Origin of the sequence: Bacillus sp. 7705b (genome assembly GCF_002289525.1) — a bacterium.
Classification (GTDB): Bacteria; Bacillota; Bacilli; order Bacillales; family Bacillaceae; genus Bacillus; species Bacillus halotolerans.
Window position 1 is genome coordinate 1 of record NZ_NSDH01000007.1, and the last position, 13740, is coordinate 13740.

A 13740-nucleotide genomic window follows, 5' to 3' on the forward strand; every position below is an offset into this window, starting at 1 on the left:
TATCGGTCATCAAGATCTTCTGACTTTCATCGTACCGGAAGCCAAAAGGAAGATTATAGCTATGAAACGATTGTTAAAACGATAGACTATCATTGGAAGCGCAAATTTTAATAGATAATGAAGGTGCATCAGATAAAGTGATGCCCTTTTTCATTCAATTAAAGGGGGAGAATGGTGAAAGGTTTGAATCAATTTCTTGACACAGATGTTGAGGTTGTCATTTCAGGAAATACAAGATTTGTTGGCACACTTATAGATATTGGACAGGATATTTTTGTTATATTTGATGGCAGCAATTATCTTTATATTCCCTTGCTGCATCTTCATCAAATGAACAAAGCAATAAATACGAATACTGAGAAACCAATTTTAATAGATCCGGAAGATCCAATGATGGAGGCGGAAAATAATAGTTTTTCTTATAGAAACACATTAAACAAGGTGAAAGGCAAATTTATTGAAATTTATGTAACGGGGGATCGGTCAATACATGGATATGTTACAAGTGTTTTAAATGATTATATTGTATTTTTTTCACCTGTTTTTAAAACACTTTTCATATCTATGCATCATTTAAAATGGTTTACCCCTTATTCAACAGAACAAACGCCGTACACTCTTGATAACTCTCAATTGCCTGTCGTACCTTCCAGTGTTTCACTTGTGCGTAATTTCGAGGAGCAGATCAAAAAATATGTTGGCCAATTGGTCATATTTGATATGGGGGAAGTGCCAGAGAAAGTCGGTCTATTAAAAGATGTGTCTAATAATATAATTGAGCTTATTAACGCAAGCGGAGAGTCAATCATTTGGAAGTTAAATCACCTAAAGACAATGCATCTCCCCTAGCGCAGCCTATACTGAAAATAAACTGCCCTCGAATAGCAGAAGGCAGTTTTTTGTTTCATCATACTCTGCTAAAGAAATAACCAACTGATCCAAAAATATAAACATGTCAGCGTAAAAAGAACAGTCAGCGGAATGATTAATATGGTCGTTTTTAAATATTCGCCCCAGGAAATACTTTCATCATGCTGTTTTAATATATGCATCCAAATAAGTGTTGCTAATGTTCCTATAGGTAATAATAAGGAACCAATATCACTACCAATGATATTTGCCAAGTAGATAATTTTTGCTGTTGAAGGATTCAGGCTCATTTCCGTTAAAGTAAAAGTACTGATCATTAAAGCCGGATGGTTGTTGAATAGATTCGAAAAAACAGAGGTAGAGATACCTGATACGAAAGTAGCGTAGGAGAGGCTTCCAGAAACCATTGGTTCAAAATAATTGACAAGTAATTCAGTAAATCCAATATTGTGCAGCCCATAAATGAGGATATACATAGTAAAAGCAAAAATAAAAATGTGCCAAGGTGATTTGTATAACAAGTCTTTAGGAGAGGTTTTGAAATAAACCCATCTCCAGGCCAAAAGGATAATCGATCCGATGACAGCGACAAGAGGAACGGAGATACCGGTATATGACGCGGCAAATAAGCTGATTCTGACGAGAAAAACAAATGCGAGTACAAATAACATTATCTTTGTTTGATTTCGTTCCGGTATCGGAGCTGATGGCGAATGAAGGGGATGGTACCTTCTGTGTCGCAGAGACTGAAAATGGTTCGGTATATCCGGCAGGCTTTTAGGAAGACGTTTATAAAAGAAAATAAACAGTAGACAAGCCATAAAAATGAGTCCCATCATACTAGGGACAAACATCATGGCAGTGTGCAAATATAAATCCATTCCAATCATTTTGAGAGAAATTAAATTTACAATATTACTTACGCCGATCGGTGCGCTGGAGGCTGTAGCTATTAAAACGCCGCTTATGAGATAAGGGGTTTTTTGATGTTTTTTCAAACCTAAATATTTTAAAACCAGCAAAAGGATGGGGGTTGTGATCAAAACGCTCCCATCATTATTTAGGAAAATGGTCATTAAAAAGCAAAGTGAATTGGTTAACCAAAAAAGCTTGATGCCTGATCCCCTGGATTGTTGGAGCAGCTTTGCAGCCACCCAATAAAAGAACCCAAAACTTTCTAATGCAATGGCCATGATCATAGTGGCAAGAATTGTGACCGATGCACCCGTGACTTTTGATCCTATTTCTCCTAAGTCGGTCAATGACACACTTCCGCATAATAACACCATTAAAGCGCCTATTGTCGCGGGGATAGCTTCATTTAATCCTTTCGGCCTCCAGAAAATAAAAATCATTGTTATGAAAAAAGCGAGCAATGTTAATATACTCGTGAACTGTGTAATATATTTCACCTCTCTATCTATCATTCTAAAATCAAACGATTGTCATACGCTTACTAGTATCCTTGCCAACTATTTGTACTGTATGTATACGTATACTGATATGAAGTTGTACTAAGCGATTATATTATATTAATTAAAATTCCATGAGAATCCCAAAAGAAAAAAGAGTTTGCAAGTATCATTTCAGGTACTTGCATCACTCTCTTTAGTTCTTAACTGCTGACAATTTGAAATATTAATAAATTGCTTCAAAAGCGGATTTTGATTGTCTTTGCGATAGGCGATAACCCATTCGGCATTCAGCTGTATTTTATCTATTGTTCGATAAGTCACATCCAAGTTAAATAATTTTTTAGCTGAGGAAGGTACAAATGTAATCCCGATGCCGGCGCTGACTAATCCAATGACCATTTGATATTCAGTTGCTTCTTGTACAATGTTTGGCTTAAAGCCAGCCTGCTCACAAAATTGGATGAAATCAACGTATAAAGTAGGCCATGCTTCCTTGGCTACAGTAATAATCGGTTCATCTCTCAAATCTTCAATTGTAATGGCTTCCTTAGATGTTAACGGATGTTGTTTAGGCAAAGCTAAAACACAAGGGCTGCTTTGGGCGATTTCAGTATGCAATGCTGTGTGCTGTAAAGGAGGATGAAGTATACCAATATCAATGTTGCCCTTTAGCAGCTCCTCTTGCTGCCTAAACGAGGATATTTCACGTAATTCTATTTTTACTGATGGGAATTTTTTACGATATTCCCGGACAATCGGCGGCAGAAATTCATATGTAGCTGATCCGACAAAACCGATAACGAGATGGCCGTGCTCGCCGCGAGCCGTCCGCTGTGCCAATTCAATCGCTTGATCAATTTGCATCAAAGCCGTGCGGCAGTGATTTAAAAATATTTCTCCGGCTGCGGTTAGTTCCACAAATCGTTTTGTCCTCTTCAGAAGCGTCACCCCGACTTCTTTTTCCAACTGTTTGATCTGCTGGCTGAGAGGAGGCTGTGTCATGTTCAGCCGAAGCGCAGCTTTCCCGAAATGAAGCTCTTCGGCAACTGCGATAAAGTATTGAAGGTGGCGAAGCTCCATCAATCATGCATTCCTTTCTTAGGTTAATAATTCGTAATACATATTAATCATAAGTCGAATTGATATTGGAGGTCAATTTCCAAAGAGTGTATAGTGAAACGTATCACAAGATTTATTTAAATTTTTATGTTTAAAATGCATAATAAGGAGTGAGGGTGTTGACAAAAGCAACAAAAGAACAAAAATCCCTTGTGAAAAACAGAGGGGCGGAGCTTGTTGTTGATTGCTTAGTGGAGCAAGGTGTCACACATGTATTTGGCATTCCAGGTGCAAAAATTGATGCGGTATTTGACGCTTTACAAGATAAAGGGCCTGAGATCATTGTTGCACGGCATGAACAAAATGCGGCATTTATGGCGCAGGCTGTAGGCCGTTTAACTGGAAAACCGGGAGTCGTTTTAGTCACATCAGGACCGGGTGCTTCTAACCTGGCAACGGGACTGCTGACTGCAAACACTGAAGGTGACCCTGTCGTTGCGCTTGCTGGGAACGTTATCCGTGCCGATCGTTTAAAACGGACTCATCAATCATTGGATAATGCGGCGTTATTTCAGTCGATTACAAAATACAGTGTAGAGGTTCAAGACGTAAAAAACATACCGGAAGCTGTTACAAATGCATTTAGAGTAGCGTCAGCAGGTCAGGCTGGGGCCGCTTTTGTGAGCTTTCCACAAGATGTTGTGAATGAAGTCACAAATACCAAAAACGTGCTTGCAGTGGCAGCGCCAAAACTTGGCCCTGCACCTGATGATGCAATCAGTGCGGCTATCGCAAAAATCCAAACAGCAAAACTTCCTGTTGTTTTAGTCGGAATGAAAGGCGGAAGACCTGAAGCGATTAAAGCGGTTCGCAAGCTTTTGAAAAAGGTTCAGCTTCCATTCGTAGAAACATATCAGGCTGCCGGGACTCTTACAAGAGAGTTAGAGGATCAATATTTCGGCCGTATCGGTTTATTCCGCAACCAGCCGGGCGATCTGCTGCTTGAGCAGGCTGATGTTGTTCTGACAATCGGCTATGACCCAATTGAATACGATCCGAAATTCTGGAATGTCAATGGAGACCGGACGATTATCCATCTGGATGAGATTCTGGCTGACATTGATCATGCTTACCAGCCTGAGCTTGAATTGATCGGGGATATCCCATCTACTTTGGATCATATCGAACATGATGCTGTAAAAGTGGATTTTGCGGAACGTGAGCAAAAAATCCTTTCTGATCTAAAAGAATATATGCATGAGGGAGAGCAGGTGCCTGCAGATTGGAAATCAGACAGACTGCATCCTCTTGAAATCGTTAAAGCATTACGAAATGCAGTCGATGATAACGTCACAGTGACATGCGATATCGGTTCACACGCGATTTGGATGTCCCGTTATTTCCGCAGCTATGAGCCGTTAACATTAATGATCAGTAACGGTATGCAAACACTTGGTGTTGCGCTTCCGTGGGCAATTGGTGCTTCATTGGTGAAACCGGGAGAAAAAGTCGTTTCTGTCTCTGGTGACGGCGGTTTCTTATTCTCGGCAATGGAGTTAGAGACAGCGGTGCGCTTAAAAGCTCCAATTGTACACCTTGTATGGAACGACAGCACATATGACATGGTTGCATTCCAGCAATTGAAAAAATACAATCGTACATCTGCAGTCGAGTTCGGAAACATCGATATCGTGAAATATGCGGAAAGCTTCGGGGCAACCGGTTTACGTGTCGAATCACCAGACCAGCTGGAAGATGTTCTGCGTCAAGCCATGAATGCTGAAGGCCCTGTTATCATTGATGTCCCAGTTGACTACAGTGATAACGTTAATTTAGCGAGTGACAAGCTCCCAAAAGAATTTGGAGAACTGATGAAAACAAAAGCTCTCTAGCACTCTGCGCACCAAGACACTGTTTTCGAAGAACAGCACATTACTAAAGGAGTGAAGGGAATATGAAACAAGAAAGCAACATTCAAATGCTGAGCCGCGGCAAAAAAGAACAGCCCGTTAGCCAAATTTATCAAGTATCAACAATGACTTCTCTTTTAGACGGAGTATATGACGGCGATTTTGAACTGTCAGATATTCCGAAATACGGAGACTTCGGTATCGGAACCTTTAACAAGCTTGATGGAGAGCTGATTGGGTTTGACGGCGAATTTTACCGTCTTCGTTCCGACGGCACTGCGACGCCTGTGCAAAGCGGAGACCGCTCTCCGTTTTGCTCATTTACGTTCTTTACACCGGATATGACGCACAAAATTGATGCGAAAATGACACGTGAAGAATTTGAAAAAGAAATCAACAGCATTCTGCCAAGTAAAAACCTATTTTATGCCATCCGTATTGACGGATTGTTTAAAAAAGTGCAGACAAGAACGGTAGAACTGCAAGAAAAACCATATGTGCCAATGATTGAAGCGGTTAAAACACAGCCGATTTTCAACTTCGACAACATCAGAGGCACAATCGTTGGTTTCTTGACTCCTGCTTATGCGAACGGAATCGCCGTTTCTGGCTATCACCTGCACTTCATTGACGAAGGACGAAATTCAGGCGGACACGTCTTTGATTATGTGCTTGAGAATTGCACGGTTACGATTTCTCAAAAAATGAACATGAATCTCAGACTTCCAAATACACCAGATTTCTTTAATGCCAATCTGGATAACCCGGATTTCGCCAAAGATATCGAAACGACTGAAGGAAGCCCAGAATAAAAAAAGCAAGCCCGCACATGTGCAGGGCTTGCTTTTTATTTGGCACTTTACCTGATTTTAGTTAAAATAACATTAAAATGATTAAGGTGTGGGTCTCATTGAAAATACTGGTTTTGGCTGTTCATCCTCAAATGGAAACCTCAGTCGTCAATAAGGCGTGGGCAGAGGAATTAAGTAAACATGACAATATCACTGTACGGGAGCTTTATAAGGAATATACGGATGAAGCCATTGATGTTGCCAAAGAGCAGCAGCTGTGCGAGCAATACGATCGCATTGTTTTCCAATTCCCGCTTTATTGGTACAGCTCTCCGCCGCTTCTTAAAAAATGGCAGGATCTTGTGCTGACATACGGCTGGGCCTTCGGGTCAGAAGGGAAAGCTCTGCATGGCAAAGAGCTGATGCTGGCTGTTTCCACAGGAAGCGAAGCGGAAAAGTATCAGGCGGGCGGAGGGAATCATTATTCAATCAGTGAGCTCCTGAAGCCGTTTCAGGCGACAAGCAATCTGATTGGCATGACATATCTCCCGCCATATGTGTTTTATGGCGTGAAATACGCAAATGCTGAGGATATTGCGATCAGTGCAAAACGGTTAGCTGAATATATCCAGCAGCCTTTTTCTTAAAAAAGAAACGCCCTGTCCGGATTGGGATAGGGCTTTCTCTATTAAAAATCGGGTAATTCAGATAGGTTATTATCCTTTATGCCGTCTGGTTCACTTCTTAAAATGTCACGTCCGTATTTATGAAATACATCAACGTGAGCGATCTTTCCCGCTTTTGCTTCTGATAGCGCAGTGGGATAATCCAGTTCTCTTCCTGTGTTCGTTTTCACCGCGATAATATTGTCTTCCTCATTTCTTCTGACCGCGATAATTTCTTCTTTTCCGGACGTATCAACTGGCTGATCGATATTTGTTTGTTTCGATTTATACGATTCATATGCAGCTTCAAATTGATCCATTTTTCCACCTCCATCCTTTAACGTAAACAAAAATGCTGTTGATCATGTATAGATTTCGACACGGCATACGACAATATTTCCTGAGAAATATTTTGAATGCGACAATTCAATCCATAATTAGCGAAGAAAAAAGGGATTCCGTTCTGTAAACGGAATCCCTTTCGGTTATTTTGTCATTTGCAGGTCCTTTGTTTTGATATAACCTGTCTTACCGCCGTAATCTACATAGACCCAATCAAAGTCAAAGCCGCCTTTTTTTGTTTTACTCCAGCCTAAAAAAGATACGCTTGTGTTAGCCGGGAGTGTCTTGATGCTTTTTCCTTCAGCGGATGTATATGCTTTCGTCTTTGTTTTGGTTTTTACCGTTGTCGCTGCCTTTACAATGTAATGAGTAGAGACAAAGCCTGTCTTTCCGTTTTTGTAATGAACCTTTGCCCAATCAGCGTTTGAAAACGAAATGAGCTTTAAGCTGTCGCCCAGATGAAGTGTGTCGGCTTTAGCGCTTGAAGCGGAGGCCTTTGTTCTGACATTCAGAGCCTCTGCTGAAACCAAGTAGGAATCAATCGGATAGCTGTATAAATCATCAATGCTTACGTTTGTTTCTGGCTGTTGTGCATGAATTGTGTTTGCGCCGCCTGCAGAAGCCGCAGTTATTCCGGCTGCAAGTGCAAGTGTAGACAGTACTTTCGTGGGTTTGTTCATTGCGTTCCTCTCCTCACATAAGAGAAATAATCATTTCTATTATTCCTTTCACGTTTTGGCCGGTTGCTAAACATAAAAAAGGATCAGATAAAGATCTGATCCTTTGCATTATTTTTTCGTTTCCAGTTTCAGAGGCGCTGATATTGTTTTCTTTACTTTCTTTCCATGTAAAATCTGATCCGCTGCTTCCGTTGCCAGTTTACCGATCAATTCAGGCTGCTGAGCGACAGTGGCTGAGAGCTTACCGTCTTTAATCGAAGAAATCGCATCCTTATTTCCGTCAAAACCGACGACTAAAATATCTTTGCCGGAGCTGTTAATCGCTTCGAGAGCTCCAAGCGCCATTTCATCATTATGAGCGAAAACCGCTTGGATATCCGGGTGTCCTTGGAGCAGGTTTTCCATGACAGTCAGGCCTTTAGTGCGGTCAAAGTCAGCTGATTGTTTTGTGACAACGTCCAGCTTTTGATCTGCGATTTTGTGAAAGCCTGAACCGCGTTCCCGTGTAGCGGAGGCACCCGGAACGCCTTCAAGCTCCGCCACCTTAGCACCTTTTCCAAGCTTGTCTGCGATGAACTCTGCGGCCATTTCTCCGCCTTTTACATTGTCTGAAGCCACGAGGGTTTCTACTTTGCCTTGTTCAGCTGACCGGTCGATGGAGACGACAGGCACACCAATCGAATTTGCAGACTCTACTGCCGTTGAAATAGCCGAAGAATCAGTTGGATTGATTAACAGGGCATCAACGCCTTGCTGAATTAAGTCCTCCACATCACTTGTCTGCTTGGAGGAATCATTTTGTGCATCGACGATGATGATCTTCATTCCACGCTTTTCCGCTTCTTTTTCAATTCCCTTTTTTAAAGAAACAAAAAAGGGATTGTTAAGCGTTGAGATCGACAAGCCGATGGTAAATTCCTTTTTATTATCTGAGTTTGACGGCTTCGCCCATTGGGGAGGCTCAAGCGAACAGGCGCTCAATACAAACAGTGACAGCGCCAAAATGACGGATACAGCCTTTTTCATGTAAAACCCTCCTATGCTGACTTTTTGCGGTCTAATAATACCGCGATTAAAATGACAATCCCTTTAACAACCAGCTGATAAAATGATGAGACGCCAAGCAGGTTGAGTCCGTTATTGAGTGTGCCGATAATCAGCACCCCGATTAACGTTCCGACAATGCGCCCGCGGCCCCCGGAAAGACTCGTTCCGCCTAAGACAACCGCCGCGATGGCATCCAGTTCATATGATTCTCCAGCTGTCGGCTGTGCTGAGTGGAGACGGGAAGTCAAAATCGCGCCGGCAAGGGCGGATAATAGACCGGCTAAAGCATAAATCATGACTTTTACACGTGTGACTTTTATGCCTGAGATGAGTGCCGCTTTTTCATTGCCGCCAATTGCGTATGTCCGGCGCCCGAACGGCGTTTTGTGAAGCAGCACCCAAAGGATAACAAAGGCGAGAACCATTGTAATTGCAGGTACTGGAATTCCTAAAAAATAACCGCGGCCGAACAGCTGAAAGGCATAGTTAGTGCCAAGCCCTGTGATCGGGTTTCCGTCTGTATACACAAGAGTAAGTCCGCGGAAGACAGTCATGGTCGCAAGCGTCGCGATAAAAGGGGCCATTTTCCCTTTTGTGATTAACAGTCCGTTGATCATCCCTAGAAGAGCGCCGATCAGACAGCCTATGATGACGGCGAGAATCGGGTCGACACCAGATACAATCATACCCGCGACTAAGGCGCTGGACAGGGCGAGAATAGCCCCGACAGAAAGATCAATGCCGCCAGTTAAAATAACGAAGGTCATGCCGAAAGCGATCAATCCGTTAATTGCCACCTGCCGAAGCAGGTTTAAAATATTCAAAGGCTCCAGGAAGCTCGGGTTTAAAATCGATACGATCATAACGAGAATAAATAAACCGAGAAACGGGCCGAGCTTCTGCATGACGCCATCGAAGTGAATCTGTTTTTGTTTTGTTTGCTTCAGTTGTTCCGTTTTCATGTTACCGCCCTCCCGTGGCAAGTGTCATAATTCGTTCTTGTGTCGCTTCACGCGCTTCGATGTCTCCGCTGATTCTGCCTTCATGGACGACGATGATTCTGTCACTCATCCCGAGTATTTCCGGCAGCTCTGATGACACCATAATGATGCCGACACCGCGTTCAGTGAGCTCATTCATCAGCGTATAGATTTCCCGTTTCGCGCCCACATCCACGCCTCTTGTCGGCTCATCCAATATGAGCACTTTTGGGCCGATGCCAATCCACTTGGCAATCACGACCTTTTGCTGGTTGCCGCCGGACAAATGGCGCGCGTGCGTTTCCGGTGAAGCCGTTTTGATGGTCAGGCGTTTTATGAGAAGGTCTACAAACTCTGCTTCCCGCTTGTGATCAATGATGCCCTTTGGAGAAAAACTGGCCAAATTGGGCAGCGCAATATTTTCCCGAATCGATGTGTCGAGCAGCAGTCCTTCATCTTTGCGGTTTTCCGTAATAAAACCGAGCCCTTTTTTCACAGCATCATACGGATTTTTAATAGCAGTCTTTTTTCCTGCAATCCAAATCTCACCCGAATCGAGCCGGTCAATGCCGAACAGTCCTCTCATCATTTCGGTTCGTCCGGCTCCCATTAAACCGGAAACGCCGACAATTTCACCGGAACGGACATAAAAGCTGATATCTTCAAAGCTTCCTTTTGAGGAGGCGTTTTTCACCTCAAATATTTTGTCTCCGAGTGAAGGGACGCGTTTAGGATACCGTTCCGTCAGCTCACGTCCGACCATTTTTTTCACGACCTCGTCAAAATTTGTTTCTGAAATGTTTGTTGTATCAACGGTTTTTCCGTCACGCATGATGGTGATTCTGTCGCAAATCGTAAAAATTTCTTCCATTCGATGTGAAATGTATACAATGGAAACACCGTTCTTTTTTAAAGCCGTAATGACGTCAAACAGCTTGCTGATTTCCCGTTCAGTCAAAGCCGCGGTAGGTTCATCCATAATGATTACCTCGGCATTTGTCATGAGCGCTTTTGCGATTTCAATCATCTGCTGCTGTCCGACGGAGCATTCACCTGCTTCTTGATCAAGTGAAAGAGAGACGGATAGTTTATCAAATTGTTCTTTTGCTAGCGCTTTCATTTTTCTGGTTTGTAAAATACCAAATTTCGTTGACATTTCTTTTCCGATAAATAGATTCTCAAGTACGGACATGTCCGGCCAGATATTCAGTTCCTGATGGATGAAGGCGATTCCGTGCTGCTCGGCTTCCTTTGGGTTGGAGAAATACGTCTCGTTACCATTTATGGTGATCCGTCCTTTGTCCAGTTTGTGCAGACCAGTCAGGATGTTCATCAGGGTGGACTTGCCGGCGCCGTTTTCTCCCATCAGTGCGTGAACTTCGCCGGGCTTGAGCTGAAAGGACACACCTGAAAGCACCTGGTTTTTTCCGAATGCTTTATGAATGTCATTCATTTCGATTTGCATATCGGTCCTCCTTTCTAGAAAAGCACACCCGCCTGCAGGATGCAGTTGGCGTATGGTGTGAATTCTCCTGTTCGTATGACAGCTTTAGCTTCTTTAGTCAGCTCCTTAAATTCCTCGTGGGGAAGGCAGTCAACTGCCTCTTCAGAAAAAAGGGTTTCTATAAAACTCGCATTCTCTGGATTGGATACCTTTATTTCGGATGCGACAATTACTTTTTCAACCGCCATTTCATCTGCCAGCACTGCGGCTACATCCCGGAAAGCCGGGAAACCCGGCTTTAGTGAGAGATCAATTTTCAGGACTTCGTCAGGAACGGGCAGCCCTGCATCAGCGATGACAATTTTGTCAGTATGGCCAAGGTCAGCCAATAGCTTGGCAAGATGACTGTTCAGTATACCGTGTCTTTTCATGACAGCAGCTCCTCTACTTCTTTTCTGGACGGCATTCCGCCTTGAGCGCCGAAAGAACATACAGATAGGGAGGCGGCGCGGTTTGCGAACCGTAATGCAGCTTCAATATCTTTTCCCTCTGCCAGGGCGACTGCAAGAGCCGCGTTAAACGTATCACCCGCCCCGGTTGTATCGACAGGCTCAACAGGGAAGGAAGGGATGATCCGCTCTTTGCTGCCGGATGAATAGCGCACGCCTTGTTTGCCTTCAGTGATAAAGAGCTTCGCCGGATAAAGCGCCAATGCTTCAGAAACCGTCAGCTCCGGAAATAAGATCGCCGCCTCATGTTCATTCGGCGTAAGATAGGTGGCATGGTCAATGGTTTCCTGCTTCAGCGGGCGGGCCGGTGCCGGGTTAAGCATGATCGGGATGTCGTGAGAATGGCAGTATCTGCACACCTCATCAACCGTTTCTTCCGGGATTTCCTGCTGAATCAGAACCATATCGATATTTTCAAGCTTTTCAAGAGCGTCTATCGCATAAGATGGGGTGATCTCATCATTCGCGCCTTTAACGACGACAATACTGTTATCACCTTCGGCAAGCACGATGTGGGCGGTGCCGCTTTCTTTATGTGTAACCGGTTCCATATAGTCGGTGCGAACACCGTTTGCTTTTAAATTATTCATGATGGCTGTTCCATAATGATCGTCACCAACCTTGCCAATCATAAAAACATTGGCGCCGAGTCTGGCGGCGGCAACAGCCTGATTCGCACCTTTACCGCCCGGCACAGTTTGAAATGAAGTACCCAGTACGGTTTCGCCCGCGTTTGGGCGTTTGTCTGAGGTGACCACCAAATCCATAGAACAGCTTCCAATCACACAAATATTACGCATCGTTTTCTTCCTTTCTTGTCGTGTTTCTTCTTATATACATGACGGGCATTTGAATCGCCGTTTCTGCGAGAGGCTGTTTTTTTATGATGCTCAAAAGAAGTTTAGCCGCTTCTTTACCCATGTCATATGCCGGCTGCTTAATCGTTGACAGCGGCGGAAACAGCAGCTCGCTTTGGGGAATATCATCGTAGCCGATAATTTGAATATCCACGGGCACTTTTTTCCCGCGCCGCAAAGCTTCATGCAAAACAGCCGCTGCTTGAATGTCATTACTGGCAATTACCCCGTCTGTCTCAGGATATAAGACAAACAGCTCCTTTGCCAGTGCCTGTGCATCCTTAAAAGAAAAGGACGCCGTCTCGATGATCTGAAAATCAACACCCGCCTGCTGTAATACCTCTAAAGCGCCGTGAAAGCGGTCTTGGGCAGTCGGCAGGTGAGCAGGGCCCTTCAGGAGCGTAATGTGTTTGCTTTTTCCATGAACAATTGCTTCCGCTGCTAATTTTCCTCCGGTATGTCCGTCACTGGATACAGAAGGAGCGCCTTCAGGCGTTCTGTCCAGGAAAACGACTGGCTGACCAATGCCGCTGTATTCCTCAAGATGCGGATAATTTGTTGCAGCAATAATACCTGCGACATGATTTTGTTTAAAGGTTTGAAGGTATTCAAGTTCTTTATTTAATTCCTCGTCACTGTTGCCGAAAATAAGCCGATAGCCTTCCCGGTTCAATTCATCCTCCACGCCGCGGGCAAGCTGGGGGAAGAAAGGGTTTGTAATGTCCGGAAGCAAAAGCCCGATCAGCCTGGATTCTCTTTTATAAAGAGACCTGGCGACTTCGTTCGGATAATAGTTCAGCTTCTCCATGGCGGCCATCACACGTGTTCTCGTTTCTTCATGGACATAGCCGTTGTCATTCAGGACGCGGGAGACCGTTGCAACTGAGACGCCCGCGGCTCCCGCGACATCTTTAATTGTAGCCAACACAGCTCCTCCTCATTTGTGTAACCGTTTACATAGATAGATTATCATGAACATTCCTTTATTGGCAATAAGAAAAAAATAAAACATGGCGATATAGCAAACCGAACTGTAAATGGTGTATAAATATGAGAATTTAAAGATATTCACGCTTTTTTTGACAAAGTCTTCACAAATCTGGATGAACATTTCATGAACGAATATTAAGTTTTATTAAAATTGTTTCAAAGTCATGCGATTAGACCTGTA

At 43.6% G+C, this 13740-nt stretch carries 14 protein-coding genes and 1 pseudogene; 5 read left to right on the forward strand and 10 right to left on the reverse strand.

The window, feature by feature from the left end; translation table 11 throughout:
* Together CJU60_RS02750 and CJU60_RS02755 are read left to right on the forward strand one after the other, a co-directional pair.
* Window positions 1-111: pseudogene (locus tag CJU60_RS02750) on the forward strand (spore coat protein CotH); the annotation flags it as partial.
* 63 nt (window positions 112-174) lie between these two features.
* Entirely contained in the window at window positions 175-849 is a 675-nt protein-coding gene (locus tag CJU60_RS02755; RefSeq protein ID WP_095712866.1) for a DUF2642 domain-containing protein, read from the forward strand.
* 68 nt (window positions 850-917) lie between these two features.
* Here the strand turns inward: CJU60_RS02755 and CJU60_RS02760 are convergent, their stop codons facing one another.
* On the reverse strand, window positions 918-2246 hold the full coding sequence (locus tag CJU60_RS02760; protein WP_095712867.1) for an arsenic transporter: 1329 nt from the start codon (window positions 2244-2246) through the stop codon (window positions 918-920).
* A gap of 210 nt (window positions 2247-2456) precedes the next feature.
* Window positions 2457-3365 carry an acetoin biosynthesis transcriptional regulator AlsR gene (gene alsR, locus CJU60_RS02765; protein ID WP_059292399.1) on the reverse strand — a complete coding sequence of 303 codons (909 nt, stop codon included), beginning with the start codon at window positions 3363-3365 and terminating at the stop codon, window positions 2457-2459.
* Between the two features lie 158 nt (window positions 3366-3523).
* Between alsR and alsS the strand changes: the two genes are divergently transcribed.
* The 3 genes from alsS to CJU60_RS02780 all read left to right on the forward strand — a co-directional run bounded on the left by alsS (window position 3524) and on the right by CJU60_RS02780 (window position 6692).
* Window positions 3524-5236 carry an acetolactate synthase AlsS gene (gene alsS / locus CJU60_RS02770; protein ID WP_095712868.1) on the forward strand — a complete coding sequence of 571 codons (1713 nt, stop codon included), beginning with the start codon at window positions 3524-3526 and terminating at the stop codon, window positions 5234-5236.
* A gap of 62 nt (window positions 5237-5298) precedes the next feature.
* Window positions 5299-6066: an acetolactate decarboxylase gene (gene budA / locus CJU60_RS02775; RefSeq protein WP_095712869.1), complete on the forward strand. Its 768-nt coding sequence runs from the start codon at window positions 5299-5301 to the stop codon at window positions 6064-6066.
* A 98-nt stretch (window positions 6067-6164) separates the two neighbouring features.
* On the forward strand, window positions 6165-6692 hold the full coding sequence (locus CJU60_RS02780) for an NAD(P)H-dependent oxidoreductase (RefSeq protein ID WP_024123077.1): 528 nt from the start codon (window positions 6165-6167) through the stop codon (window positions 6690-6692).
* Window positions 6693-6733: 41 nt separating this feature from the next.
* Here CJU60_RS02780 and CJU60_RS02785 read toward each other — a convergent pair whose 3' ends face one another.
* The 8 genes from CJU60_RS02785 to CJU60_RS02820 form a co-directional block, all read right to left on the reverse strand.
* The gene (locus CJU60_RS02785; RefSeq protein ID WP_024123076.1) at window positions 6734-7030 is read right to left on the reverse strand and encodes a DUF3892 domain-containing protein; all 297 of its coding nucleotides are present in this window, start codon (window positions 7028-7030) and stop codon (window positions 6734-6736) included.
* A 165-nt stretch (window positions 7031-7195) separates the two neighbouring features.
* A complete protein-coding gene (locus CJU60_RS02790) occupies window positions 7196-7732 on the reverse strand; it encodes an SH3 domain-containing protein (protein WP_095712870.1) in 537 nt (178 codons plus the stop codon).
* A 108-nt stretch (window positions 7733-7840) separates the two neighbouring features.
* Window positions 7841-8758 (reverse strand): ribose ABC transporter substrate-binding protein RbsB, encoded by a 918-nt coding sequence (gene rbsB / locus CJU60_RS02795; RefSeq protein WP_095712871.1) that lies wholly within the window; start codon window positions 8756-8758, stop codon window positions 7841-7843.
* A gap of 11 nt (window positions 8759-8769) precedes the next feature.
* Complete coding sequence (rbsC, locus tag CJU60_RS02800) at window positions 8770-9741, reverse strand: ribose ABC transporter permease RbsC (protein ID WP_024123073.1); 972 nt, start codon at window positions 9739-9741, stop codon at window positions 8770-8772.
* Between the two features lies 1 nt (window position 9742).
* Window positions 9743-11224: a ribose ABC transporter ATP-binding protein RbsA gene (rbsA, locus tag CJU60_RS02805; RefSeq protein ID WP_095712872.1), complete on the reverse strand. Its 1482-nt coding sequence runs from the start codon at window positions 11222-11224 to the stop codon at window positions 9743-9745.
* Window positions 11225-11238: 14 nt separating this feature from the next.
* Window positions 11239-11634: a D-ribose pyranase gene (gene rbsD / locus CJU60_RS02810; protein ID WP_095712873.1), complete on the reverse strand. Its 396-nt coding sequence runs from the start codon at window positions 11632-11634 to the stop codon at window positions 11239-11241.
* Complete coding sequence (rbsK, locus tag CJU60_RS02815; protein WP_095712874.1) at window positions 11631-12512, reverse strand: ribokinase; 882 nt, start codon at window positions 12510-12512, stop codon at window positions 11631-11633. Before rbsK ends, rbsD begins: the two co-directional genes overlap by 4 nt.
* A complete protein-coding gene (locus CJU60_RS02820; RefSeq protein WP_095712875.1) occupies window positions 12505-13494 on the reverse strand; it encodes a LacI family DNA-binding transcriptional regulator in 990 nt (329 codons plus the stop codon). The genes rbsK and CJU60_RS02820 overlap by 8 nt, the downstream gene beginning before the upstream one ends.
* Window positions 13495-13740 lie beyond the last annotated feature (246 nt).

What these genes read in the sequence shown, in the direction of transcription:
- alsR (WP_059292399.1), bottom strand. Translation starts at nt 3,365, where the DNA reads ATGGAGCTTCGCCACCTTCAATACTTTATCGCAGTTGCCGAAGAGCTT.
- budA (WP_095712869.1), top strand. Translation starts at nt 5,299, where the DNA reads ATGAAACAAGAAAGCAACATTCAAATGCTGAGCCGCGGCAAAAAAGAA.
- CJU60_RS02790 (WP_095712870.1), bottom strand. Translation starts at nt 7,732, where the DNA reads ATGAACAAACCCACGAAAGTACTGTCTACACTTGCACTTGCAGCCGGA.
- rbsB (WP_095712871.1), bottom strand. Translation starts at nt 8,758, where the DNA reads ATGAAAAAGGCTGTATCCGTCATTTTGGCGCTGTCACTGTTTGTATTG.
- CJU60_RS02785 (WP_024123076.1), bottom strand. Translation starts at nt 7,030, where the DNA reads ATGGATCAATTTGAAGCTGCATATGAATCGTATAAATCGAAACAAACA.
- rbsC (WP_024123073.1), bottom strand. Translation starts at nt 9,741, where the DNA reads ATGAAAACGGAACAACTGAAGCAAACAAAACAAAAACAGATTCACTTC.
- rbsD (WP_095712873.1), bottom strand. Translation starts at nt 11,634, where the DNA reads ATGAAAAGACACGGTATACTGAACAGTCATCTTGCCAAGCTATTGGCT.
- rbsA (WP_095712872.1), bottom strand. Translation starts at nt 11,224, where the DNA reads ATGCAAATCGAAATGAATGACATTCATAAAGCATTCGGAAAAAACCAG.
- rbsK (WP_095712874.1), bottom strand. Translation starts at nt 12,512, where the DNA reads ATGCGTAATATTTGTGTGATTGGAAGCTGTTCTATGGATTTGGTGGTC.